Here is a 23904-nt window from a genome sequence, read left to right as displayed (position 1 = left end):
CGATTGCGGCTCGCCCAGTATATGGGTCAGGCGAGACGCCAATCCGCGAAGTCGAATCCGGGGCTCACCACGCAGCTGACCAGGCACTCCCCGCCGCCCGCGAGTCGGGCGGCCTGCCAGGTCCCAGCCGGCACCAGCACGGCCGGCACCTCGCCCGCTGTCACGTTCGCGCCCAGGGTCACCAGCGTCGGGCTGCCCGACGGCCCGCTCGCCTCTCCCCCAAGGGCCAGTTCCAGCGTGCCGGGGCCGTGCCACAGCCACAGCTCGTCGCTCGTGACGACGTGCCAGGCTGACTCCTCGCCGGGGGTGAGGAGGTAGTGGATGCACGTTGCCGTTGGGCGCTCCCCGGCCGGCGTCGTGACGGGCACGGACGAGGCATAGATCCGGCGGAACCGCCCGCCCTCCGGGTGCGGCTCCAGGCCGAGCGCGGCGGCGGTCTCCGGAATCATCGGGCATCCTCCCTCGCAAAGAGCGTCTCGCCGGCAACGATCGTGGCGGCGGCGCGCCCCTCGCCGTGCCGCACGAGTTCATCGATCGCGGCGTCGGGGGTGGTGACGGGAACGTCGAAGAGAGCGAGATCCGCGCGGGCCCCCACGGCGAGATAGCCGGTGCGCTTCTTGCCCAAGTGCAGCCCCATCGCCCTCGCGCCGCCGAGGGTCGCTACCGCGAGTAGGCGCTCGGCGAGGTCAGCGCGGTGGTAACCCTGGCGTCGGGCGATGTCAAAGAGCATGGCAACGTCGCCGAGCACGTCGAGCGACGGCGCCGATGCGAGCGAGTCCGTGCCGACCGCGATGAAGCTGCCCTCCTCGAGGTAGGCGGCCACGGGCGGCTCGCCAAGCCCGATGGCGTCGTTCGACCGCGGGCACAGCGCCACCGCCGAGCCGCGGGAGCGAAGGATCGCGCGATCCTTCGCGGAGAGGTAGACGCCATGCGCGATGTGGCAGTCCGGGCCGAGGACGCCAAGGTGATCCACGTACTCGGTGGCCGAGGTGCCGTAGCCGGCGTCCCGCAGCTCGCGGAGGCTGCCGACGCCCTTGCCGTGCCATGGATCTGGATGGGTGTGCTCGAGCTCGCGCTCGATCGCGTGCTCGCCAAGGTGGATGTGGAGCCGCGACCCGCGCTCGCGGACGATGTCGGGGATGTCGAGGAGCGGAACGATCTCGAGCGAGTACGGCGCGTGGGGCGAAAGGCCGGTGCCGGGGCTGCTGGGGAGCGCGTCAAGCGCCCGTTCAACCTCGGCGCGACCCCGCAGGGTCCAGGCGTCATTGGTCCAGTCCATGACCTCCCAGTACGCGATTCCGTGCAGGCCCGAGTCGTGCAGCGCGCCCGCGGCGACCGCGTCGGTGACCACGTCCGCAGCCGCGGTGGTGCCGCTCTCCAGCAGCAGTCGCGCGCCCTCCGTGGCCGCCTTCGCCCAGTCGGAGCCCGCCTCGTAGACGGGGTTGAAGGCCTTCGCCCAGTCGGGAAATCCCTGGTAGCGGCCCTGACCCACGGCGGCCATGCGCGTGTACTGGAGGTGCGTGTGCGCGTTGACGAGGCCCGGCGTGAGGACGCCGTGCCAGGGCCTCTCCTCAAAGTCGAGGCCACGCTCGGCGAGTGTCGCGGCGACCCAGCGTCGGTCGCCCACGTGCAGGATGCGGCCGTCCTTGACGGCAACCGCGCCGTCCACGATGGGGGGAGCGGTGACGGGGACCACGAGCGCGGCTGTGTACAGGGTGGTGGTCATCGGTACCTCAAGGAGCGCCAGTCGTCTTCGCCCCGGCCCGACGCTGTGGCCGGGTTGGCGGTGAGGCCGCGCGAGCGCAGGGCGGCTTGGGCAACGCGGTCCACTGACTCCGGGGGGAGCGCGAACACGCCGATGCCGGGGCGCGCCTCGAGGAGGTGGGCGAGGGCGGCGAGTTGGGTCGCGAAGCTCAGGTCCATGATCTCGATGGGGTTGCCCTCCGCGGCGGTGATGTTGATGCAGCCGCCGCGGTCGAGGATCAGGGTGTTGCCCGCGCGGTCAAGGTGGGGGGCGACCGGCACGAGTTCGGCGCCGTCGAGGTCCAGCTCGCCCGGAACGCCGCCGGCGACGGCGGCGGCCACTGCGTTCCGCCACTCATAACGTGTTATAGATGCTGGTACACCGGTAGCCGAGACCACGAGCGCGCCCTCTGCGAGCTGCGCCGCGTCGCCAACTTCGAAGCCGTCGTAGAGCGCGAGAAGGGCTCGCACCGAATCTGTCTCGGCCACGGAGACCGAGACGCCGAGCGCTCGCAGATGCGCCGCAACTCCCTGTCCCACCGGGCCGTAGCCGATGACGAGCGCGGGCTGGTCGCGCAGCGTGACGCCCGCGCCCTCGAGCACGTCCGCGATCGCGAACACGCAGGACTGGCCCGTGCCATAGCGATTGTCGAACTGGGTCTTGGTCGCAGCGTCGTTGACCGCGATCACGGGGGTGGCGAGCACGCCGTCCGCCTCCATCGCTCGCAGCGGTCGCAGCCCCGAGGTGGTCTCCTCGGTCACGCCGATCCACCTTGCAACCTGGTGTGGGGCCAGTTCGTGGGCGAGTCGCACCAGGTGCGAGCCGTCGTCCATGACCACGTCGAAGCCGCGGCCGAGCCAGGCGAGCGCGGCCTCGCGCTCGGCCGCGCCGGTGAGCGAAGGGTCGGCGTCCACCGCGATGCCGCGCTCGCGGAGCGCCTCGGCGACGCTCGGGTCGGTCTCGTCTGGGTGCGCGTACACGGCCACGTTGGCCCCGGCGCCGGCGAGCAGCAGCGCGAGGTTGGCCGTCTTGGGCTCGAGCGTCATCGCCACGCCGATAGAGAGGCCCTCGAGCCGCAGGTCCGCGGCGAGCTCTCTCGACGCCGCCATGTGCGCACCCGCGAAGTCGATGCGCCCGTTAGCGTCTCCGCGATCGGGGAGCGCGGCGCCGTCCAGGGTCACGGCTTCGCCGAACTCCAGGAGCCCCGGCGGGGTCGAGTCGCCTGTCACCTCCCGGGCTCCGAGCGCCAACAGCAGCACGTGCAGGGCGGCGCCAATGGCGTCGGGCCGCGAAACGCGGAACGGTCGCCCCGCGAGCTGCAGGTTGGTGCGCCGGGCAAATTCCCTGACGAGGCGCTCTGCGTCGTCGAAGGGAGTGGGCATGCGGCAAGTCTAGGAGCGCGCGGATGGCGCGTTACGCCCACGCGATGGCGTCGTCCGCCACAACAGTTGACGCGAGGTTTGGGGCTCTGAGCCGGGCCAAACACGCCGCGAGCCGTTGTGGCGGACAGGGTGTCCCTGTGCGGCCAACGGTGGCGTGGCGAATTCTGGCGAGGCCCGACGCTGGCTCACCTAGGATGGGAACGCCGGTTTTTCCGGTTGTTTGGCATGCCCTGGAGGCCCCGCATGACCCCGCCCGTGACCGACACGCCCCGCCCCCTCGCGGCGCTCCTTGCCGACCTCCCGCACCCGCGCGCGCAACACGTCGTCGCCCCAGCGGTGGCCGCGGCGCCGCTCATCGCGGGCGCCGTGGGCGCCGCCCCGATCGTCGCCGTCGTCGCCACCTCGAACGACGCCGAGGACCTCGAGGCCGCCCTCGCGGCCTACCTCGACCCGGCCACGATCGCCCGGTTCCCCAGCTGGGAGACCCTCCCGCACGAGCGCTTGAGCCCGCGCGCGGACACCGTGGCGCAACGCGTCGCGACCCTGCGACGCCTTGTCCATCCAGACGCGGTCGCCGAGGAGGCGGGGCTCGCTCCCCTCGCGGTTGTCGTGGCGCCGCTGCGCGCCGTGCTGCAGCCGCTCGCGCCCGGCCTCGCCGACCTGGTCCCCGTGCGCCTCGCGGTGGGGGAGAGGGTGGACCTCACCGAGCTCGCCCGGGCGCTCGGCGCGGCCGCCTACACGCGCGTCGACATGGTGGAGCGGCGCGGGGAGTTCGCCGTGCGCGGCGGGATTGTCGACGTATTCGCACCCACCGATCCGCACCCGATCCGCATCGAATTCTTCGGTGACGAGGTCGAGTCGCTGCGCGCGTTCTCGATAGCGGACCAGCGCTCGCTCGCCCCCGTGCCGGTGCTGTGGGCGCCGCCGTGCCGCGAGCTGCTTCTCACGCCGGAGGTGCGCGGCCGGGCAGCCGCGCTCATGCCCGACGCCCCCGCCGCAGCAGACATCCTCGCCCGCATCGCCGACGGGCACGCGGTCGAGGGCATGGAGTCGCTCATCCCCGTGCTCGTGGATCACCTCGACCTGCTTCCCGACATCCTCCCGGCCACCATCCGCTTCGTGGCCGTGGAGCCGGAGCGCCTCGCGCGCCGCGCGGAGGACCTGGTGCGCACCGCGGCCGAGTTCCTCTCCGCCGCCTGGGTGAGCGCGGCGGCCGGGGCGAACTCCCCGATCGAGGGAGACGGTTCCTTCGCCGGGCTCGCGCAGATCGAGGAGCGGGCGGCCGAGCGCGGCATGACGTGGCAGACGATCGGCCCGTTCGGGGGCGGTGAGGACGCGGGCTTCGCCGTCCTCGACGACTCCCGCGGTCGTCTCGAGGCCGCGATCCGCGAGCTCGGCGACCGGCTCAAGGACCGCTGGCGCGTGATCGTCACCGCCGCCGGCCCCGGCTCGGCCGCGCGCATCGCCGAGCAGTGCGCCCAGGCGGGCGTCCCCGCCAAAGTCGTCGCCAGCGTCGGCCCGCTTGGTGAGGGGCCCGACGCCGTGGTGAGCATCGTGCCCCACGTCACCGGGCGCGGTTTCCAGGTTCCCGGCGAGAAGCTGCTCGTGGTCAACGAGTCCGATCTCACGGGCCGCGCGGCCACGGCCGCTGGCCCCAAGGTGTCCGTCCCGTCGAGGCGTCGCAACGTGGTGGACCCGCTGCAGCTGCGGCCGGGCGACTTCGTGGTGCACGAGACGCATGGCATCGGGCGCTTCGTCGAGCTGACGAAGCGGTCCGTGCGCGGTGTGGAGCGCGAGTACCTCGTCATCGAATACGCGCCGAGCAAGCGCGGCGGGCCGGGGGACCGGCTGAGCGTCCCCACCGACCAGCTGGACCTGGTGACCAAGTACGTCGGCGGCGAGACGCCGTCGGTCAGCCGCATGGGCGGCGCGGACTGGGCCAAGACCAAAGGTCGTGCGCGCAAAGCCGTCAAGGAGATCGCGAGCGAGCTCATCCGCCTCTACAGCGCGCGGATGGCGACGCGCGGCCACGAGTTCGGGCCGGACACGCCGTGGCAGCGCGAGCTCGAGGAGGCGTTCGCGTTCGTCGAGACGCCCGACCAGCTCAGCACCATCGACGAGGTCAAGGCGGACATGGAGAAGCCCATCCCCATGGACCGCCTCATCTGCGGCGACGTGGGCTTCGGCAAGACGGAGATCGCGGTGCGAGCGGCGTTCAAGGCGATCCAGGACGGCACCCAAGTTGCGATCCTGTGCCCAACAACGCTCCTGGTAAAGCAGCACTTCGACACGTTCAGCGATCGCTTTGGGCCATTCCCCGTGAAGGTCGCGGCGCTGTCTCGCTTCCAGACGGACGCGGAGGCGCGCCAGATCGTCGAGGGCCTCGCGGACGGCACGATTGACCTCGTCATCGGCACCCACCGCATCCTCACGGGACAGGTGCGGTTCAAGAACCTCGGGCTCGTCATCATCGACGAGGAGCAGCGGTTCGGCGTGGAGCACAAGGAGACCCTCAAGGCGCTGCGGACGGACGTGGACGTGCTCGCGATGTCCGCCACACCGATCCCGCGGACCCTCGAGATGGCGATCACCGGCATCCGCGAGATGTCGACGCTCGCCACGCCGCCGGAGGATCGACACCCGATCCTCACCTACGTGGGCCCGCACGAGGACTCGCAGGTGGCGGCCGCGATCCGCCGCGAGCTGCTCCGCGACGGCCAGGTGTTCTTCATTCACAACTCGGTCAAGACCATCACTCGCGCCGCGCTTCATCTCGGCGACCTCGTTCCCGAGGCGCGCATCGCCGTGGCCCACGGCCAGATGAGCGAGAAGCAGCTGGAGCAGGTCATCGTCGACTACTACGAGAAGCGCTACGACGTCCTCGTGTGCACCACGATCGTCGAGACTGGCCTCGACATCTCCAACGCGAACACGCTCATCGTGGAGCGGAGCGACACCTTTGGGCTGTCCCAACTGCACCAATTGAGAGGACGCGTTGGCCGCGGCCGCGAGCGCGCGTACGCCTACTTCCTCTACCCGCCGGATCGCTCCCTCACGGAGACGGCCCACGACCGCCTCCAGACCATCGCGGCACACACGGACCTTGGCGCCGGGGCGGCCGTCGCCATGAAGGACCTGGAGATCAGGGGTGCGGGCAATCTGCTTGGCGCTGAGCAGAGCGGTCACATCGAGGGGGTTGGCTTCGACCTCTACATCCGCATGGTCGGCGAGGCCGTCGCGGACTTCCGCGGAGAGGGCGAACCGGAGCGCGCGCCCATGACCGTGGACCTGCCCATCGACGCGCACATCCCGGAGGAGTACATCGAGCACGAGCGGCTGCGTTTGGAGGCGTACCGGAAGATCGCGGACGCAACAGACGGCCCGACGCTGGCGGCAGTTCGCGAGGAACTCGCCGATCGCTACGGGAACCTGCCGGAGGTGGTCGAGAACCTGCTCGCCGTCGCGACCCTGCGGATCGAGCTTCGCGGTCGCGGCATTCACGACGTGGTGAGCCAGGGCACCTACGTGCGCTTCTCCCCAGTTGAGCTTCCGGACTCGGCCGCCATGCGCGTCGGCCGACTGTATCCGGGAACCCACATCAAGCCCGCCGTGAGGCAAGTGCTCATCCCCGCGCCCAAGACCTCGAGGGTTGGTGGGAGCGCCGTGGAGGGGCTGCCCGTTCTCGAGTGGGTGCGCTCGGTGATGAGCGCCATGTGGCCAGATTAGGATGTCACCCATGCGATTGAAGCGCTCTCGCGCCGCCGTGCTCGGCGCGGCCGTCATCACTCTCGTCCTCACCGCCTGCGCGCCTCCCGGGCAGCCGGGCGACCCCGGCGTCGCTGCCACGTACGAGAGCGAGACTGTCACGAACGCCGGCATCGACGAGATCTACCAGGCGTGGCTCGATGACACTCAGGGCACGGACGTCGCGAACCGCCGCCAGATCCTCACGATCGAGTTGCTGCGCAACGACCTCCTCGCCAAGTGCAAGGAGCTGGGCTACCCCGTGACGTGGTCGGTCGCCCAGTCGCAGGCGAACCAGTGGATCACCTTCAAGGGCATCCAAGGCACCGCGAGCGAGCCGATGATCAGCGCCGTGCAGGGCATCCTCGCGCTGTACATTGTCGCCAACGTGGACCCCACCCTCGCCGACCTCAAGGAGATCTCCGAGAAGGTCGCGAAGTCCGCCCAGGTGAGCCCGCGAAGCGGCGTCTACGACACGGACACCCTCATCGCCTCGGTCCAGAAGGCGATGAAGTCGGCGGAGGATCAGCAGCTCGGTTCGCAGTTCAGCTACACCGAGTACCAGAACGTCTCCGCGTTCACCGACGAGGACCGTTCCTGGTTCGATCGCGGCGCCACCGTCAACCTCGGCTGAGGTCCCCCGTATCGCTTGCGCGCCCCGTCTCACGGGACTTTCGTCGCGCCGCACTGCCCGTTCACGTTGACTAGACTCGGAACGGAATCCCCCAACAACCGCAAGGAGCATCATGGCCAGCATCGAGGCCGTAGGCGCCCGCGAGATTCTTGACTCGCGCGGCAACCCAACTGTTGAGGTCGAGGTAGCCCTGGAGGACGGCACGTTCGCTCGCGCCGCGGTCCCGTCCGGCGCCTCCACTGGAGCTTTCGAGGCCGTCGAGCGCCGTGATGGCGACAAGGGCCGCTACCTCGGCAAGGGCGTTAAGGACGCCGTCGAGGCCGTCACCGACCTCATCGCGCCCGAGGTCATCGGCCTCGACGCCACCGAGCAGCGCCTCATCGACAAGATCATGATCGAGCTCGATGGCACGGAGAACAAGGGCAAACTCGGCGCGAACGCCATCCTGGGCGTGTCCATGGCCGTCGCTCGCGCCGCCGCCGACAGCGCGGACCTCCCGCTGTACAAGTACCTCGGCGGCCCCAACGCCCACGTGGTGCCCGTGCCCATGATGAACATCCTCAACGGCGGTTCGCACGCTGACTCCAACGTGGACATCCAGGAGTTCATGATCGCCCCCGTTGGCGCCAGCTCGTTCCGCGAGGCCTACCGCTACGGCGCGGAGGTCTACCACGCGCTGAAGTCGGTCCTCAAGGAGCGCGGCCTGGCCACCGGCCTTGGCGACGAGGGCGGCTTCGCGCCCAACCTCGACTCGAACCGCGAGGCGCTCGACCTCATCCTGGTCGCGATCGACAAGGCGGGCTTCACCGCCGGGGATGACGTTGCGCTCGCGCTCGACGTCGCCGCCTCCGAGTTCTTCAAGGACGGCGTCTACCACTGGGAGGGCGGCACCAAGACCGCCGAGGAGATGACCCAGTACTACGCGACGCTCGTTGCGGACTACCCGCTGGTGTCCATCGAGGACCCGCTCAACGAGGACGACTGGGCCGGCTGGACGCACTTCACCAGCGAGCTCGGCGACAAGGTTCAGGTGGTCGGCGACGACCTGTTCGTCACCAACCCCGTGCGCCTCCAGCGGGGCATCGACGAGAAGTCGGCCAACGCGCTGCTCGTGAAGCTCAACCAGATCGGCTCGCTCACCGAGACCATCGACGCGGTGGCCCTCGCCACCAAGGCGGGGTTCACGTCGATGGTGTCGCACCGCTCCGGCGAGACCGAGGACACGACCATCGCGGACCTCGTGGTGGCGCTCAACACCGGCCAGATCAAGTCCGGCGCCCCCGCGCGCGGCGAGCGCATCGCCAAGTACAACCAGCTGATGCGCATCGAGGAGGACCTTGACGACGCCGCGACCTACGCGGGCAAGTCCGCGTTCCCGCGCAAGTACGGCAACTAGCGCCAAATCGCGCACTGTGTTGGATTGTCGCCGCTAATCCGGCGACGCGCGGCCAGCTAGCTCAGGAAGGGCGCGGCTCGCCGGGACAATGAGGGCATGTCTGCCCCCAAGCGTCCTGGTGCGCCGCGCCGTTCTGCGCAGCGGGGGTCCGCGCGCCCGGCCACGCCGAAGGTGACGCCAGGGCGGGTGCCGGCCACGCCGTCGGCTGGGGTACCCAAGCCGGCCCGACGCTCCAAGCCAGCGGGTGCGAGCACTCGCCCGGGCGGGCCGTCGGGCCCTGGCCGTTCCCTTCCCCAGACCAAGCCGCGGATCGAGGCCGCTGGGGTGCGCGGCTCGTTCGTGGGCGCGCTGAGTTGGCGCACAGCCGTCTTGGCGGTCGTGGTGGTGCTCGCCCTTGCCGTCCTCCTGCCGTCGCTGCGGGTCTACTTCTCGCAGCAGGAGAACCTGCAGCAGCTCGCGGCCGAGCGCGATCAGGCGGCGAGCGAGGTTGACGACCTCACTGACGACCTGGCCCGTTGGGACGACCCCGCCTATGTTGTGGCGCAGGCGAGGGAGCGCCTCGGCTATGTCTTCCCTGGTGAGACCGCGTATCGGGTGGTGGATCCGGAGATAGTGACGGCAGAGCAGCAGGACGTTTCAGGGGCGGTCGAGACCCCGGACGCCGTGTCGGTGAACCCCTGGTACACGACGCTGTGGGACTCCATCCAGGAGGCGGGCACCGGTTCCACGGACGGCTCTGAGGAGACCGCAACGCCGTAGGGCCGCGCGACGTAGACTGCCCGGGTGCCGCTGACTCCCGCAACCGACGCCGACCTCGTGACGCTGCACGAGCAGCTCGGTCGCGAGCCGCGCGGTGTGCTCGCCGTGGCCGCGAGGTGTGCGTGCGGCAATCCGGTAGTGGTGCGCACGGCGCCCCGACTGCCGGACGGCACGCCCTTCCCCACCCAGTACTACCTCACGCACCCGGGCGCGGTGGCCGCGGTGTCGACGCTTGAGGCGACGGGGACGATGCGGGAGATGCAGGAGAGGCTCGCGCTCGACGCGGACCTCGCGGCCGCGTACCGAGCCGCCCACGAGAGCTATCTCGAGGAGCGCTACGAGCTCGGTGACGTTCCCGAGATCCACGGCGTGAGCGCGGGCGGCATGCCGACGCGGGTGAAGTGCCTGCACGTGCTCGTTGGTCATGCCCTCGCGGCCGGTTCCGGCGTGAACCCGTTGGGTGATGAGGCGCTCGCGCTGATTCGCGACGAGTGGCGCGTGGACCGCTGCACCTGCGCGACTCCTGCCGCTGGCTAGGCTCCCCCTATGACGCGCGTTGCCGCCATCGACTGCGGAACCAATTCCATTCGCCTGCTTGTGGCCGACGCCGTGGACGGCCGGCTCGTTGACCTCACCCGCGAGATGCGCGTGGTCAAGCTCGGCCAGGGCGTGGACAAGACCGGCGAGTTCGCCGCGGAGGCGCTTGAGCGTACCTTCGCCGTGCTCGACGACTACGCGGAGACGTGCCGCGCGCTTGAGGTTGATCGCATCCGATTCGTCGCGACGTCCGCGACCCGCGACGCCCGCAACCGCGAAGTGTTTCTCTCCGGGGTGCGAGAGCGCATTGGCGTCACCCCCGAGGTCATCAGCGGGCACGAGGAGGCGTCCTTGAGCTTCCGCGGGGTGGTCTCGGCGGTATCGGACGCGCCGGGCCCGTATCTGGTGGTTGACCTCGGCGGCGGGTCCACCGAGCTTGCGCTTGGCTCCGGAGAGCGCGGTGTGATTGAGCTCAGCGCCGCGTACTCGATGGACGTTGGCTGCGTGCGGCTCACGGAGCGGCACCTGGTCTCGAACCCTCCGACGCCCCAGCAGCAGGCCGCCGCGGTCGCCGACGTGCGGGCGGCACTGGCCGTTGCTGTCCAGACGGTGCCCATTGGGGACACGGCCACGCTCATCGGTGTGGCTGGGTCCATCACCACGGTGACGGCCAACGCGCTCGGCCTCGACCACTACGACCCCGTGGCGATTCACGGGTCGGTGCTTCCATTGGAGGCGGTTGTCGCCTCATGCAACCAGCTCATCGCCGCGACCTACGCGGAGCGCGCGGCGATGCCGTTCATGCACCCGGGCCGCGTCGAGGCGATCGGCGCGGGAGCCCTGGTGTGGCGAGAGGTGGTGACGGCCGTCGCCGAAGCCGTGGCGGCGTCGGGCCGTGTGCTCACGACCGTGACGACGAGCGAGCACGACATCCTCGACGGCATCGCACTATCTATCGCCTAAGTAGGCTAGGCACGCCCCCGTAGCCCAACCGGCAGAGGCAGCCGACTTAAAATCGGCACAGTGCGGGTTCGAGCCCCGCCGGGGGCACCGTCACGGCCTCGCCACCACCAGCAGCAGCGAACCCTCAAAGTGAGGCTGCGTGCGCAGCGAGCCGTAGCGCTCGTCCCACGCGCCGGACTCGAGATCGGCGCGCAGCCGTTCCACGGCGTCGGACTCCGCCTGCGCGTCAACGAAGCTCCACGCCGAGTTCGCCCTGCGCGCGCCGGGGTCGAGGAACATCTCGGGCCGCCCGTAGTACGCCTCGTTAAAGCCGTCGACGCACGCGAGGGGAATGGGCAGGCTCTCCACGCGGACAGTGCCGCCCAGCGCGGCCCTCACCCGCTCGACGCTGGGGTAGCGCCTCGCCTCCACCGCGAAGACATCGCCGAGGTAGTCGTTGAGCCAGAACCGTCGCACCGCGTCTGGGTCCGCCGTCATGAGGGCGATCGGCCCCGTGGTGACGCGGCGCACTTCCGCCAGCCCCGCCTCGAGCGACGGCCATTGGTGGATCGTGAACGTCGCCATCGCGGCGTCGAAAGCCCCGTCGGGGAACGGCAGGCTCTCGGCTACCGCATCGATCGCCACGGCCAGATCGCTCGGCCGCTGTGCGCGCATCGTCGCCGACGGCTCCACCGCCGTGACCTCGCGATCGCGCGGCTCGTAGGAGCCGCCCCCGCGCCAACGTTGAGCACCGTCCGGGCGTCGCCGAGCGCCCGCTCGATGGCCGCGGCGAACTCCGGCTCCGGCTGGCGGTAGGTCGTGTAGCGCATGCCTATGGTGGCGTAGTCCGCGTCCCCTGCAGAGCCATCCGTCATGGTTCCCACCCTACAAACAGGCCCGACGGCCCCCTCACCTTCCGCCGGTACACTTGCCGGTATCCCACCCAAGGAGGCACAGTGGCCAGCCCGATCTTCAGCAGCGGCAAAGAGTTCAAGCCGGATGCGACCTTCGAGCAGATGAACGCGCCGGTCACCGCCGAGCAGCTTGAGCAGCAGTTCAACGCCCCGGCGGCGACGCCGCAGCAGATGGGGCGCATGACCTACGAGGGCGTGACCGGCAAGACCGCGCTGATCGCCATCGGGGCTTTCATCGCGGCCGTTCCCGGCTACCTGTTCCCGAACCTGGCGGCAATGTGGGTGTCCGCGATCGTCGCGTTCGTGGTGAGCCTCGTCGTCATCTTCCGCAAGAAGAACAGCCCCGGCCTCATCGCGATCTACGCGGTCGCCGAGGGCTATTTCCTCGGCGCCATCACCACGTTCGTGGAGACGCGATTCGAGGTTCCCGGTGCCGGCCTGCAGGCGCTCGTCGCGACCTTCGCGACATTCGCCGTGGTCCTCGCGCTCTACCGCTCGGGCAAGGTCCGCTACACGTCCAAGATGCGCCGCTTCCTCATGATCAGCGGCCTCGCGTACCTGGTGTTCTGCCTGTTCAACCTCGGGTACATGGTCTTCTCCGGCTCCGACAGCGCGTGGGGGCTGCGGTCAGGGGCGTACATCGGTCCCGTGCCGCTTGGTGTGGTGATCGGCATCGTCGCCGTGATCATCGCATGCGTCTCGCTCATCGCGGACTTCGACTTCATCGAGAACGCCGTCAAGAACGGCGCTCCCAAAGAGGTCGAGTGGAAGGCCGCGTTCGGCCTGATCCTCACGCTGGTGTGGCTGTACATCGAGTTCCTGCGGATCATCGCGATCCTGTTTGGCCGCCGCTAGCCATGCCCGAAGACCGGCAGGGCATCTCGCCCGCTGACGATCCCTACGAGTTCGACTGGCCCGACGACGCCAAAGAGCAGCGCGCCGCCGAGCGCGCGGCGGCGGCGGAGCGGGTCTACGTCAAGCCGGCCCCGCTGCTGCTGAGCGCCGTGACAATCGGCATCGGGACGGTGCTGCTGTTCATCCTCCCGGTGGCGCTCGTTGCCGGCGCCATCACATTCTTCATCGCCGTCGCCGCGCCCGTGGTCATCGGCGGGCTCGTGGTCGCGCTCCTCCCCGCTTACCTGCTGCAGCGCGTGTCCGCCAACTGGCGACGCGGCCTGCCAGAGATCGCGTTCCTCGTGCTCGGCTTCGCGATCGGCATGGGCTGGACGTGGGTCATCATGGCGCTCTTCAACGCCCCGGCGCAGGACATCCCGCGCGCCGCCGTGTTCATGGGCACCGCCGTGGCGGCCGCGTTCTTCGCCGCGCGCGCGTGGGCCGAGCCGTTCCGGCTCAAGGCCAAGCTCGTCTATGTGGCGGCGGGGCTGATCGCGCTGCTCACCATAGCGAGCATCGTCAACTACGTTCTCTTCGTGGTTGGCTGAGGTCCATGGCCCACTTTGATCTTCCGCTCGAGGAACTCCGCACGTACCGCCCGGCAGTGGACGAGCCCGCGGACTTCGACGCGTTCTGGACCCAGACCCTCGACGAGGCGCGCGGCATCGACGGCGAGGTCTCGCTCGAGCCGATCGCGACCCAGCTGCCGAACGTCGAAATCTTCGACCTCACGTTCCCCGGCTTCAACGGCGAGCCCATCAAAGCCTGGTATTCGCGCCCGGCCGACGCCACGGGCCAACTTCCCGTGGTGGTCCAGTTCCACGGGTACGGGGGAGGGCGCGGCCTTCCGTTCGAGCACACCTTCTGGCCGAGCGCGGGCTACGCGCACATCATGATGGACAACCGCGGCCAGGGCTCCTCGTGGGGCAACGGCGGTGACACCCCAGACACCGGCCCCTCCGGCCCGTCGCTCCCAGGCTTCATGACGCGCGGCGTCGACGACCCCCACGACTACTACTTCCGCCGCCTCTTCACCGACGCGGTGCGCAGCATCGACACCGCCCGCGTCCTTCCAGGGGCCGACGCTTCGCAAACGTTCGTCATCGGCGGTTCCCAGGGCGGTGCGATGGTTCTCGCGGTGGCCGGCCTGGTGCCCGATCTCGCCGGCGTCGCCCCGGACGTTCCCTTCATGTGCCACCCGCAGCGGGCGATCACGATCACGGATGCCGACCCGTTCGGCGAGGTGAGGCGCTACCTGTCCATCCATCGCGACAACGCGGAGCAGACCTTCCGCACGCTCTCCTATTTCGACGGCGTGAACTTCGCCAAGCGAGCGTCGGCGCCCGCTCTGTTCAGCGTCGGCCTGTTCGACGAAATCTGCCCGCCCTCAACCGTGTTCGCGGCCTTCAACTGGTACGCGGGCGCCGAGAAGGACATCACGGTCTACCCGTTCAACGCGCACGAGGGCGGCTCCGGGCACCAGGGCGTCAAGCAGTGGGAGTTTGTGCGCAATCTCACGCACTGATCGGTGATGAGGCGGGACGCGCGCGCCCGTAAAATGGGTGCGGCGCCGGGGGAGCGACCACTCACAGCTGAGGAGATCCATGCGCGACACGTGCATCATCGGCGCCGGCCCCGCTGGCCTCGCCGCCGCCCGAGCTCTCAAGGAGCGCGGCCTTCCGTACACCCACATCGAGAAGAACAAAGGCGTTGGGGGACTGTGGGACATCGATGCCGACGGCTCGCCCATGTATGAGTCCGCCCACTTCATCTCGTCCAAGACGCTGAGCGGCTTCACGGGCTTCCCGATGCCGGGCGACTACCCGGACTACCCCAGCTACAAGCAGATCTATGCGTACATCAACGCCTTCGCGGACCACTACGGGCTGCGGGATGCGATCGAGTTCAACACGGCCGTCGAGCACGTGGAGAAGCTCGAGGACGGCGGGTTTCGCGTGACCCGAGCGAACGGCGAGGCGACCGAACATGACCAGGTGATCGTGGCGTCGGGCGTGCAGTGGTACCCCAACATCCCTGCTATCCCCGGCAATTTCGCGGGCGAGGTGCGCCACACCGTCACGTATCGGTCGCCGAGCGAGTTCAACGGCAAGCGCGTGCTGGTGGTGGGCGCGGGCAACTCGGGCTGCGACATCGCGTGCGACGCCGGCCGCAACGCGGACGCCGCGTTCATCTCGGTGCGCCGCGGCTACTGGTTCATCCCCAAGCACGTGTTCGGCAAGCCGGCGGATGTGTTCGCGGAGGAGGGCCCCACGCTGCCGATGTGGCTCGAGCAGTTCGCATTCGGCAAGATGCTGCGTGTCCTCAACGGCGACATGACGCGGCTCGGCCTGCCCAAGCCCGACCACAAGCTCTTCGAGACCCACCCCATCCTCAACACGCAGCTGCTGCACTACCTGCAGCACGGCGACGTCATCGCCAAGCCCGCGATCGAGTCTGCGGAGGGCAACACGGTGACCTTCACGGACGGCACCTCGGTGGACGTGGACCTGATCATGCTGGCCACCGGTTACGTCCACAAGGTGCCGTTCGCGCAGCACCTCATGGGCTCCGAGCAGCACCCGCTCATGTACATGACGGCGTTCTCGCGCACCCCGGGCCTGTACGGCGTCGGCTTCGTGGAGACCAATGGCGCCGCGTACGTGCTGATGTCGCAGCTCAGCGCGATGATCGCGTCGCACATCGACGACAAGGCCAAGCGCCCGGAGAAGTACGCCGACTTCGAGCAGCGCATCCAGACCGATTCGCCGGATCTCAGCCGCGGCATCAAGTTCGTGGACTCGCCGCGCCACCAGGGCTACGTTGACGGCGTCGCGATCACCAAGTACATCAAGAAGACGGCCAAGCAGTTCGCGTGGGACGTGCCGTGAGCTCTGCCGCTTTGGATCTCACTGACCGGGTAGTCGTCGTTACGGGTGGTGGCGGCGGCATCGGCTCCGCCTTCGCTCGGTTGGCTGCGGATCGTGGCGCGCGTCTCGTACTCGTTGACATTCGGCCCGACGCTGCCGGCAAGGTCGCCGCCGACCTCCCGGGCGGCCCGCATTCGGTGCTGGTTGGGGACCTCACCTCGCGCGCGGATGTTGAGCGCATCCTCGCTTCGATCGAGCAGGAGCACGGGCGCATCGACGTGCTCGTCAACAACGCGGGCATGACGTCCGCAGACCGCTTCGACGAGCGCTCGGTGGAGTCCATCGAGCTCGAGCTCAACGTCAACCTCTATGCGCCGCTCATGCTGACGCGCCTGGCAGTTGACCTGTTGCGGGCCGCCGATGACCCGCGGGTGGTGACCACCGTGAGCCTCGGCGGCATCTTCCCGCTGGGCGAGACGCCCATCTACACGGCGTCGAAGTTCGGTCTGCGAGGGGCGATGCTGTCGATCGCGCTGGACCTGCGCACCAAAGGGATCCTCGCGGGCTCGGTGCTGCCGTCCGCGACGGATACCCGGATGCTGCGTCAGGAGGCCCTCGACGGCGGCAACGCGCTGCAGTTCCAGGACCCGCCCCAGTCGCCCGAGCAGGTGGCGCGCGCCATGATGAAGGTGCTGGACAAGAAGCGCATCGAGGTTTACCCCAAGCTGAGCGAATCCTGGCTGGTGAAGACCGCGATGCTCATGCCGAACGCGCTGCCGCGCCTCATGCCGCTGTTCCGCGGCAAGGGCGAGCGAGGGATGAAGAAGTACATCGACGACCTGCGCGCGCGGGGACTCGTCGAGACGGTTGACGGAGTGGACCGCCTCACCGATTCATAGTCCTGCCAAAGCGCGGCCGCTCGCGGCGCGCAGGCGCGGGACCCTACGCGTAGGCGACCTGGCAGAACCCGTGGTTGCAGTAGCCGCCGGGGTTCTTGAAGAGGTACCCCTGGTGGTAGTCCTCGGCGAAGTAGAACTCGCCGTCGCCGGCCTCAGCCGCGGGCAGCACCTGCGTGGAGATCTCCCCGTACCCCTCGTCGGACAGGCGAGCCTGGTACTGATCGCGGCTGGCAAGCGCCGCAGCCAGTTGAGCGTCGGTCGTCGCGAAGATCGCTGAGCGGTACTGCGTGCCGATGTCGCCACCCTGGCGATTGGGCGTCGTGGGGTCGTGGTTCTCCCAGAACGCGGCGAGGAGGGTCTCGAGCGGCACCAGCGCAGGGTCATACACAACCCGAACGGTTTCCGTGTGCCCCGTCTGCGCCGTGCACGTCTCCACGTAGTTGGGGTTGGGCGTCCAGCCGCCCATGTACCCGACGGCGGTCACGTAGACGCCGGGAATCTGCCAGAAGATGCGCTCCGCGCCCCAGAAGCATCCCATCGCGAAGTAGATGGTCTCGCTGCTCTCCGGGTACGGCCCTTGTAGGGGCGTCCCAAGCACCACGTGCAGCGGCGCCACCTCCATGACGTCCGCGCGGCCCTTCATCGCGTCCTCGCGCGCCACCATGACCTGCTTGTCAACACCGATACCGAACATTTTCAGCTCCCTTCCCTGGCTGAGAAACGCCCGCGTGCCCGGCAATGTTCCGCTCGGGGCCCGACGCCGGGGCTAGGCTCGCGGCATGGCTCGCTTCACGCTCCGGCCCACGAAGAAGGCCGCTGACGGCGCCGACGGCGCGCCAGGCGGCTCCATCCCCTACGGCTTTGTCATCACGGCGGCGTGGGCGTGGCGCCTCATCGTGATCGGCGTGGTCGCGCTCGCGCTCCTCAAGCTCTTCGCGACCCTGTCCTCGATCCTGATGCCGCTCATCATCGCGCTCATCATCGCGGCCCCGCTCGAGCACCTGGTGACCCGCATGGAGAAGCACCGGATCCCGCGCGGTGCCGGCGCGGCGATAGTCATGCTCACTCTGACGTTGCTGGTACTGGGCCTGTTGGGTGCCGCTGGGGGCACGATCGCCGCGGGTTTCGATGACCTGCGCCAGGAGGCGGTGGAGGGCTTCAACACGTTCCTCGAGTGGCTCACCACCGGCCCATTCCACGTGGATCCCGCCCAGATCGATGAGTGGGCTGCAAAGGCGCAGGACTTCCTGACCAAGAACTGGCTGGGGGTGGCAAACGGGGCGCTGTCCGTGACGTCGACCATCGGCTCGGTGCTCGCCGGGACCGTAATCGCGCTCCTCGGCTTGTTCTTCTTCCTGAAGGACGGCCGTGTGATGTGGCTGTGGGGCGTCAAGCACGTGGGAGGCAGCAACGCCGAGCGCATCGACAACGCGGGCGTCGCGGCGTGGGGAACGCTTGGAGGCTACGCGCGAACCAGCGCAACGGTCGCCCTCATCGACGCCACCGGCATCGCGATCGGCGCCTGGATCCTCGGGTTGCCGCTCGTGATCCCCATCGCGATCCTCGTGTTCCTGTTCTCGTTCGTCCCGATGTTCGGCGCCGCGATCTCCGGCGCGATCGCCGTGCTGGTTGCCCTCGTCGACGGCGGATGGACCAGGGCGCTCATCATGCTTGGAGTTGTGGTCCTGGTGCAGCAGGTCGAGGGCACCGTCCTGTATCCGCTGCTCTTCGGCAAGACGGCGTCGGTCCATCCGATGGTCATCCTCCTCAGCGTCTCCGCCGGCACCCTGCTCGCCGGCTTCCTTGGCGCCGTGATCGCCGTGCCGTTCGTCTCGTTCGTCACGACGCTCGTCACCAAGCTTCGCGACCCGGACGCGCGCGAGCTGGAAGAGGCCGCGGACGACGGGGCCGAGCCCGCCCCTGCCTGATGGAGTGCGCCTATTTCGAGGCGGGTCGGTGCCGGTCGTGCACGCTGATCGAGTTGCCTCACGTCGTGCAGGTCGCGCGCAAGGTTGAGCACTGCACGTCGCTGCTTCCGACCGGGATCGCGTGGCACGCCCCCGTGGTTGGGCCGGAGCGCGGCTTTCGCACCAAGGCCAAGATGGTGGTTGGCGGCTCCGTTTCCAGCCCGACGCTCGGGATACTCTCCCCGGACGGCACTCGGGGTGGACCTCGCCGAGTGCCCCCTGTATCCACCTCAGCTGGCCATGGCATTCGCGCCCCTGACCGCCTTCGTCACCCGCGCGGCCATCGAACCCTACAGCGTTCCGGAGCGCCGCGGCGAGCTCAAGAACGTGATCGTCACGGTGGCCCCGAGCGGGGAGCTCATGGTGCGGTTTGTGCTGCGCTCCACGGAGTCGCTCGCGCGCATCCGCAAGCATCTTCCCTGGCTTGAGGCCCAACTGCCGCAGTTGGCGGTTGCGTCGGTGAACCTGCTCTCCGAGCATCGGGCGGTGGTCGAGGGCGAGCGGGAGATCGTGCTGACGGAAGGCGAATCACTCGCCATGACCGTCAACGGCATCGACCTGCACCTCAAGCCGCAGAGCTTCTTCCAGACCAACACCGACGTAGCGACCGCCCTGTACCGACAGGCCGCGGCGTGGGTGGACGCGGCGTCACCCAAGAGCGTGTGGGACCTGTATTGCGGCGTCGGCGGCTTTGCGCTTCATCTGACAGTACCCGGGCGGAGGGTGACCGGTGTAGAGGTGTCAGACGCCGCGGTTCAGTCCGCCCAGCGCTCCGCTTTGGCGCTGGGTGCCGACGCGACGTTCATCGCCTCGGACGCGACCGCGTGGGCGCTCGCCCAGCCCGGCCCGCCCGATCTCGTGGTGGTCAACCCGCCCCGCCGGGGAATAGGCGAGGCGCTCGCGGACTGGCTGGAAGCGTCGGGCGTGCGAACGGTGGTGTATTCGAGCTGCAACTCGGAGAGCCTGGCGAAGGACCTGGCCCGCATGCCATCCTTGCGGCCCGTCGAGGGGCGAGTCCTCGACATGTTCCCGCACACCGAGCACTACGAGGTGGCGGTGCTGCTAGAGCGCGCGTAAGGCGTCCGCCCCCAGAGGTTTAGGCAGCTCCGTCCTGCTCTTCGGGCGAGATCGGCCCCGACTAGGCAGACCAGTCCTGATTCCGCGGCGCCCCAAGGTGCGCGTGGCCCTGGCCCAAAACGGGACTGAGCTGCCTAGCGCGCCGCTCAACTGCCCGCGGAGCAGGACTGAGCTGCCTAAACCCGCGGAGGAGCCCGTGGGGGAAGAGCTCAGTGCTGGAAGGGCTCCGCGGCGATGACCTTGACGGTGATCTCGTTGCCGTTGGGGGCGGTGTAGGTGGTCTCGTCGCCGACGGCCTTGCCCAGCAGCGCGGCGCCGAGAGGGGACTGGGCGCTGAAGACGTCGATGTCGGTGCCCTCTGCGATCTCGCGAGACCCCACGAGGAAGCGCATCTCGCGACCGCCAACGGACGCGGTGACGACGGTGCCGGCGGCGATCGTGCCATCGAAGGTCGCCTCGCCAACGGTCACGTTGGCCAGCTTGTGGCGCAGCTCCTGGATGCGCGCCTCCATCTTCGCCTGCTCGTCGCGGGCCGCGTGATAGCCGCCGTTCTCCTTGAGGTCGCCCTCTTGGCGGCGCTCATCGATCTCCTTGGCGATCTCGGCGCGGCCAACGTTGACGAGGTGGTCGTACTCCGCCTGCAGGCGGTCGTAAGCCTCCTGGGTCAGCCAGGTTGCCGGGGTCTCGGTCACGGTATTGCTCCTCGTAGGTGAAGCGGCAAGGGTATCAAGCGCCGTTGCGTGGCCCCAAGCCGCTGTGGATCAGTCCACAGGCTCGCAGTACTTCACCACGGCCGTCGTGGCCTCCTCTGTGGTGATGATGGTGCCGGTGATGCGTTGCTCGTTGCCGTCGGCGCGTTTCACGGGAACGTCCGCGACTCCAACCTCGGCGAACTTTGAGTTGAGCGCGCGCAGGTGGCAGACGACGTCTTTGTCTTTGTACAGGTAGACGTCGAACGTGGCCTGCGCCTCGGTGGGAGACGTGATGGAGAAGCCAACGTCGCTCCAGCGCACGGGATTCTGCGCGCCCTGCCACCCGAACCAGCTCGCGATGAGCACCAAGACGCCAACGCCCGCCCAACCCCACGCTTTCGCCTTACGCGACGCGCGCCTAGGCGAGCCGGCCGCCTCGTCAGCGGAAGCGTCGGGCATGCCGACGCCGGCGTCATCAAGAGTGCCCATGCTGAGGCAGGATAGTCGCTGGAAGGGAGAGCAGGTGACTACGTCGTTCTCAGGTGGGCCGGGGTTCCTGGCGTTCGTGGTGACGTTTGCGCTGGTTGTTGGCGCGATCCTGCTGTTCCGGTCGCTCAGCACTCACCTGCGCAAGGTGCGGACGCACCCGCCCGCGGATGAGGAGACGTCAGTCGGCGTGGAAGATGACGAGGGCACACGCGATGAAGTGGCAGACGAACCCGGCGATAGTTAGCGCGTGAAAGATCTCGTGGAAGCCGAAGTAGCGCTCTGAGCCGCGCGGCCACTTGGTGCCGTAGATGATGGCGCCCACGGTGTAGCACAGGCCGCCGACGGCCACGAGGATGACGACCGCGAGGCCGCCCGCCTCGTAGAACGGCTTGATGTAGCCGACGGCGACCCACCCCAGGACCACATACATGGGCACGTACAGCCAGCGCGGAGCGCCCACCCACAGCACGCGGAACAGCACGCCAAGCAGCGCGCCTCCCCATACGAGGCACAGGACGACGACGCGCTGCGTGCCCTCGAGCAGGAGCACCGTCAGCGGCGTGTACGTTCCCGCAATGATGATGAAGATGTTCGCGTGGTCCATGCGCCGCAGCACGGCCTTGGTCTTCGGCGACCAGTTGCCGCGGTGGTACACGGCGCTGGTGCCGAACAGCAGGACGGCTGAGAGCGTGAAAATGGCTGCGGAGATGCGGCCGGCGAGCGTGGGGGCGAAGACGACGAGCGCCATTCCGGCCACGAGGGCGAGGGGCGCGGCGCCAAGGTGCAGCCAGCCCCGCAGCAGCGGCTTCGCGGGGTCGGGGAGGTTCTCGGCCATGAACCTACGATACCGTAGGTTAGCGGCGCTCGGAGTAGCGTTGGCCGCGATATCAGGGCGAGCCGGAGGTCTATGACGTGGGAATCAGCTCAGTGCTGTACCCGCTTTACGAGCGCCGACTGACGCGCGCGATCCGCGCCGGCGGCGCCGTCCCCCGACACGTTGGCGTGATCCTCGACGGCAACCGCCGCTGGGCCCGCCAGGCCGGCGAATCCACGGCAACCGGGCACCAGAAGGGCGCGGACAAGATCACCGAGGTGCTCGAGTGGTCGGCCGAGGCGGGGGTCGAGGTGGTCACGCTGTGGATGCTCTCCACGGACAACCTCTCGCGCGAGCCGCGCGAACTGGCGGCGCTGCTGGACATCATCTGCGGAGCGGTGGAGACCCTGGCGACCGACGGCCGGTGGCGGCTTCAGCACGTCGGCGACGCTTCGCTGCTCCCGCCCGACGCTGGGTTGCGTATTGCGCAGGCCGTCGCCAGTACTGCCTCGGCTGGGTATCTGCACGTGAATGTCGCCGTTGGGTATGGCGGGCGGCACGAGATCGCGGATGCCGTGCGCGCATACCTGCGGTCCGGGGTCTCCGAGGGATTGTCACTTGAGGAGGTCGCGGACTCGCTGTCCGTGGAGACCATCGCCGAGCACCTGTACACGAAGGGCCAGCCGGACCCGGACCTGGTGATCCGCACGTCAGGGGAGCAGCGACTAGGTGGGTTCCTGCTGTGGCAGTCCGCGCACTCGGAGTTCTACTTCTGCGAGGCGTACTGGCCGGACTTCCGGCACGTCGACTTCCTGCGCGCCCTGCGCGACTTCGCACAGCGCGAGAGGCGACTGGGGAAGTGATTGTCCACGCGCTCCGGTTGACAACACTTCTGGCCGCTCGTACATTGAGCATTACCGAGCAGGGAATCAATCGGGAATGTAGGGGAGGAATAGTGTTTGTTACAGGGAATTCTCGCGCGCTCGCAACGGGCAAAGCACTGGCGCTTATCGTTGTCGGTACCACGGCGGTGGTTATGACAACGGGGGCTGTGTCGACTTCGGAGAATGTAAACGACACTGGCGATGTCGTAGTCGAAGGTCAACTCGAGGTCGGATCAGGGGACGACGTTCCGTCCAAGATCAGCGTGTTCGCTTGGCCTTCCAATGACGTCTTGGCTCACATAAAGGTGGGGGACAAGTTCGCGCTTGATCCGGTTGGTTCTGCAGAGGTCGCGTCCGATGGTTCATTCGAGGTGACTCTGGACAAGACTGACGATCTCGACAGGTATGTGGCGAGGTCGGGCGACCTAAACCTTTACCTGAGCGCTGACGATGGTTCGGTTGAGTATGCGGAGAGCGTTCCGATCGATCTCTCGAGCGGGAGCGCGAGCGCGAGCGCCGTGGATGACGTGTTGGTGGATGTGGGCGAAGTTGCAGTCGCCGGGGAAGTGAGCGATGAAGGCGTACCACGCGATTCCTCCACTGCTCCGGCATACGTCGAGAAGGGGTGCACGGCGACGCTGGTCAAGAATCTCGGCGCGAAATGGATTCCGATAGGTGGCATCTTCTCGACCAATACGGGTGCAACGGTCGACTTCCAGTACGCGAAGGGTACGGCGTCGACTCTGGGGGCTGCGGTCTCGACTCAAGGGAAGGAAGTCGGCTTCAGTTCTGGTAGCGCCACTTCCATGAGTTCGACGAGCACCGTCGACTTTCCAAGCCAAACTGGCATCGGGAGCAAACTTGCGCGAACGCAGTTTCGCTACGGCAATTTCTCTAATGCATGTACTTACATCACGGGCGGTGTGCCATTCACAAGCGTGAGTTATATCGTGCGGGCAGATCTGTGGATTGGTGGCACCAATTTTGTGTCGGCGTCACTGCCATCCGCTACACATTGCTCAACCTATCTTAAGGGTTCCACGTTCACAAAGGACAACAGCAAGCAAGTTACCTGGACCGGCGCCGTTTCGTTCTACGGCGTGGGTTTGAGCGCCCAAACCGGATGGACTTCAACCGGTAAACTTTCGGTGAAGTTCACCAATGCGAGCGGCAAGCTGTGCGGTTCGGGCGGCTATCCGACCGAGACTGATGCATATCAGCTCGTAGTGAAGCCAGGTTGATGACGAGGCGCTTCGCTACCGCCGCTGC

23 protein-coding genes, 1 tRNA gene and 1 pseudogene are annotated in these 23904 nt (G+C 68.3%); 16 read left to right on the top strand and 9 right to left on the bottom strand.

Features of this window, described 5'->3' with window-relative positions; translation table 11 throughout:
* Nucleotides 1–26 precede the first annotated feature (26 nt).
* Genes NVV57_03030 through NVV57_03020 form a run of 3 tightly spaced genes read right to left on the bottom strand, consistent with a single transcriptional unit; the run spans nucleotide 27 to nucleotide 3126 of the window.
* Nucleotides 27–449 carry a cupin domain-containing protein gene (locus tag NVV57_03030; protein MCR6711719.1) on the bottom strand — a complete coding sequence of 141 codons (423 nt, stop codon included), beginning with the start codon at nucleotides 447–449 and terminating at the stop codon, nucleotides 27–29.
* Nucleotides 446–1726 carry an amidohydrolase family protein gene (locus NVV57_03025; protein MCR6711718.1) on the bottom strand — a complete coding sequence of 427 codons (1281 nt, stop codon included), beginning with the start codon at nucleotides 1724–1726 and terminating at the stop codon, nucleotides 446–448. Before NVV57_03025 ends, NVV57_03030 begins: the two co-directional genes overlap by 4 nt.
* Nucleotides 1723–3126, bottom strand: coding sequence for an adenosylhomocysteinase (locus NVV57_03020; GenBank protein ID MCR6711717.1), 1404 nt, complete (start codon nucleotides 3124–3126; stop codon nucleotides 1723–1725). Before NVV57_03020 ends, NVV57_03025 begins: the two co-directional genes overlap by 4 nt.
* Nucleotides 3127–3369: 243 nt before the next feature.
* On the opposite strand from NVV57_03020, the gene mfd reads away from it, so the two are divergent.
* The 7 genes from mfd (at nucleotide 3370) to NVV57_02985 (ending at nucleotide 11246) form a co-directional block, all read left to right on the top strand.
* Entirely contained in the window at nucleotides 3370–6852 is a 3483-nt protein-coding gene (gene mfd, locus NVV57_03015) for a transcription-repair coupling factor (protein MCR6711716.1), read from the top strand.
* 10 nt (nucleotides 6853–6862) lie between these two features.
* Nucleotides 6863–7504 carry a hypothetical protein gene (locus tag NVV57_03010; GenBank protein ID MCR6711715.1) on the top strand — a complete coding sequence of 214 codons (642 nt, stop codon included), beginning with the start codon at nucleotides 6863–6865 and terminating at the stop codon, nucleotides 7502–7504.
* A 112-nt stretch (nucleotides 7505–7616) separates the two neighbouring features.
* Nucleotides 7617–8900 (top strand): phosphopyruvate hydratase, encoded by a 1284-nt coding sequence (gene eno, locus NVV57_03005; protein ID MCR6711714.1) that lies wholly within the window; start codon nucleotides 7617–7619, stop codon nucleotides 8898–8900.
* A gap of 96 nt (nucleotides 8901–8996) precedes the next feature.
* Nucleotides 8997–9659, top strand: coding sequence for a septum formation initiator family protein (locus tag NVV57_03000; protein ID MCR6711713.1), 663 nt, complete (start codon nucleotides 8997–8999; stop codon nucleotides 9657–9659).
* Nucleotides 9660–9683: 24 nt separating this feature from the next.
* The gene (locus NVV57_02995; GenBank protein MCR6711712.1) at nucleotides 9684–10196 is read left to right on the top strand and encodes a DUF501 domain-containing protein; all 513 of its coding nucleotides are present in this window, start codon (nucleotides 9684–9686) and stop codon (nucleotides 10194–10196) included.
* 9 nt (nucleotides 10197–10205) lie between these two features.
* Complete coding sequence (locus NVV57_02990; GenBank protein ID MCR6711711.1) at nucleotides 10206–11159, top strand: Ppx/GppA family phosphatase; 954 nt, start codon at nucleotides 10206–10208, stop codon at nucleotides 11157–11159.
* A 13-nt stretch (nucleotides 11160–11172) separates the two neighbouring features.
* Nucleotides 11173–11246 (top strand) — tRNA-Leu (locus NVV57_02985).
* 3 nt (nucleotides 11247–11249) lie between these two features.
* On the opposite strand, the gene NVV57_02980 is transcribed toward NVV57_02985, so the two are convergent.
* Both NVV57_02980 and NVV57_02975 read right to left on the bottom strand, forming a co-directional pair.
* Complete coding sequence (locus NVV57_02980) at nucleotides 11250–11813, bottom strand: class I SAM-dependent methyltransferase (protein ID MCR6711710.1); 564 nt, start codon at nucleotides 11811–11813, stop codon at nucleotides 11250–11252.
* Entirely contained in the window at nucleotides 11765–12013 is a 249-nt protein-coding gene (locus tag NVV57_02975; GenBank protein ID MCR6711709.1) for a hypothetical protein, read from the bottom strand. Before NVV57_02975 ends, NVV57_02980 begins: the two co-directional genes overlap by 49 nt.
* A gap of 81 nt (nucleotides 12014–12094) precedes the next feature.
* Here NVV57_02975 and NVV57_02970 point away from each other — a divergent pair, with 81 nt between their 5' ends.
* The 5 genes from NVV57_02970 to NVV57_02950 all read left to right on the top strand — a co-directional run bounded on the left by NVV57_02970 (nucleotide 12095) and on the right by NVV57_02950 (nucleotide 16712).
* Entirely contained in the window at nucleotides 12095–12907 is an 813-nt protein-coding gene (locus NVV57_02970; protein MCR6711708.1) for a Bax inhibitor-1/YccA family protein, read from the top strand.
* A 2-nt stretch (nucleotides 12908–12909) separates the two neighbouring features.
* Nucleotides 12910–13494: a hypothetical protein gene (locus NVV57_02965; protein MCR6711707.1), complete on the top strand. Its 585-nt coding sequence runs from the start codon at nucleotides 12910–12912 to the stop codon at nucleotides 13492–13494.
* A gap of 5 nt (nucleotides 13495–13499) precedes the next feature.
* Nucleotides 13500–14471: an acetylxylan esterase gene (locus tag NVV57_02960; GenBank protein MCR6711706.1), complete on the top strand. Its 972-nt coding sequence runs from the start codon at nucleotides 13500–13502 to the stop codon at nucleotides 14469–14471.
* Between the two features lie 79 nt (nucleotides 14472–14550).
* Nucleotides 14551–15834: an NAD(P)-binding domain-containing protein gene (locus tag NVV57_02955; protein ID MCR6711705.1), complete on the top strand. Its 1284-nt coding sequence runs from the start codon at nucleotides 14551–14553 to the stop codon at nucleotides 15832–15834.
* On the top strand, nucleotides 15831–16712 hold the full coding sequence (locus NVV57_02950; protein ID MCR6711704.1) for an SDR family oxidoreductase: 882 nt from the start codon (nucleotides 15831–15833) through the stop codon (nucleotides 16710–16712). Before NVV57_02955 ends, NVV57_02950 begins: the two co-directional genes overlap by 4 nt.
* A 43-nt stretch (nucleotides 16713–16755) precedes the next feature.
* Here NVV57_02950 and msrA read toward each other — a convergent pair whose 3' ends face one another.
* A complete protein-coding gene (gene msrA, locus NVV57_02945) occupies nucleotides 16756–17406 on the bottom strand; it encodes a peptide-methionine (S)-S-oxide reductase MsrA (protein MCR6711703.1) in 651 nt (216 codons plus the stop codon).
* Nucleotides 17407–17491: 85 nt separating this feature from the next.
* Between msrA and NVV57_02940 the strand changes: the two genes are divergently transcribed.
* Nucleotides 17492–18640: an AI-2E family transporter gene (locus NVV57_02940; protein ID MCR6711702.1), complete on the top strand. Its 1149-nt coding sequence runs from the start codon at nucleotides 17492–17494 to the stop codon at nucleotides 18638–18640.
* Nucleotides 18640–19756: pseudogene (gene rlmC, locus NVV57_02935) on the top strand (23S rRNA (uracil(747)-C(5))-methyltransferase RlmC). Before NVV57_02940 ends, rlmC begins: the two are co-directional and overlap by 1 nt.
* Before the next feature lie 209 nt (nucleotides 19757–19965).
* Here the strand turns inward: rlmC and greA are convergent.
* The 3 genes from greA to NVV57_02920 all read right to left on the bottom strand — a co-directional run bounded on the left by greA (nucleotide 19966) and on the right by NVV57_02920 (nucleotide 21772).
* The gene (gene greA, locus NVV57_02930) at nucleotides 19966–20448 is read right to left on the bottom strand and encodes a transcription elongation factor GreA (GenBank protein ID MCR6711701.1); all 483 of its coding nucleotides are present in this window, start codon (nucleotides 20446–20448) and stop codon (nucleotides 19966–19968) included.
* A 69-nt stretch (nucleotides 20449–20517) separates the two neighbouring features.
* Nucleotides 20518–20937, bottom strand: a complete 420-nt coding sequence (locus NVV57_02925; protein ID MCR6711700.1) for a DUF4307 domain-containing protein — start codon at nucleotides 20935–20937, stop codon at nucleotides 20518–20520.
* Between the two features lie 178 nt (nucleotides 20938–21115).
* Nucleotides 21116–21772: a hemolysin III family protein gene (locus tag NVV57_02920; protein MCR6711699.1), complete on the bottom strand. Its 657-nt coding sequence runs from the start codon at nucleotides 21770–21772 to the stop codon at nucleotides 21116–21118.
* Between the two features lie 77 nt (nucleotides 21773–21849).
* Here NVV57_02920 and NVV57_02915 point away from each other — a divergent pair, with 77 nt between their 5' ends.
* Together NVV57_02915 and NVV57_02910 are read left to right on the top strand one after the other, a co-directional pair.
* Nucleotides 21850–22614: an isoprenyl transferase gene (locus NVV57_02915; protein ID MCR6711698.1), complete on the top strand. Its 765-nt coding sequence runs from the start codon at nucleotides 21850–21852 to the stop codon at nucleotides 22612–22614.
* The gene (locus NVV57_02910; protein ID MCR6711697.1) at nucleotides 22611–23876 is read left to right on the top strand and encodes a hypothetical protein; all 1266 of its coding nucleotides are present in this window, start codon (nucleotides 22611–22613) and stop codon (nucleotides 23874–23876) included. Before NVV57_02915 ends, NVV57_02910 begins: the two co-directional genes overlap by 4 nt.
* Nucleotides 23877–23904: the final 28 nt, after the last annotated feature.

Source organism: Demequina sp. (assembly GCA_024707205.1).
Classification (GTDB): Bacteria; Actinomycetota; Actinomycetes; order Actinomycetales; family Demequinaceae; genus Demequina.
The sequence above is the reverse complement of the archived record's forward strand: the minus strand, read 5'-3'. Positions and strand labels throughout refer to the sequence as shown.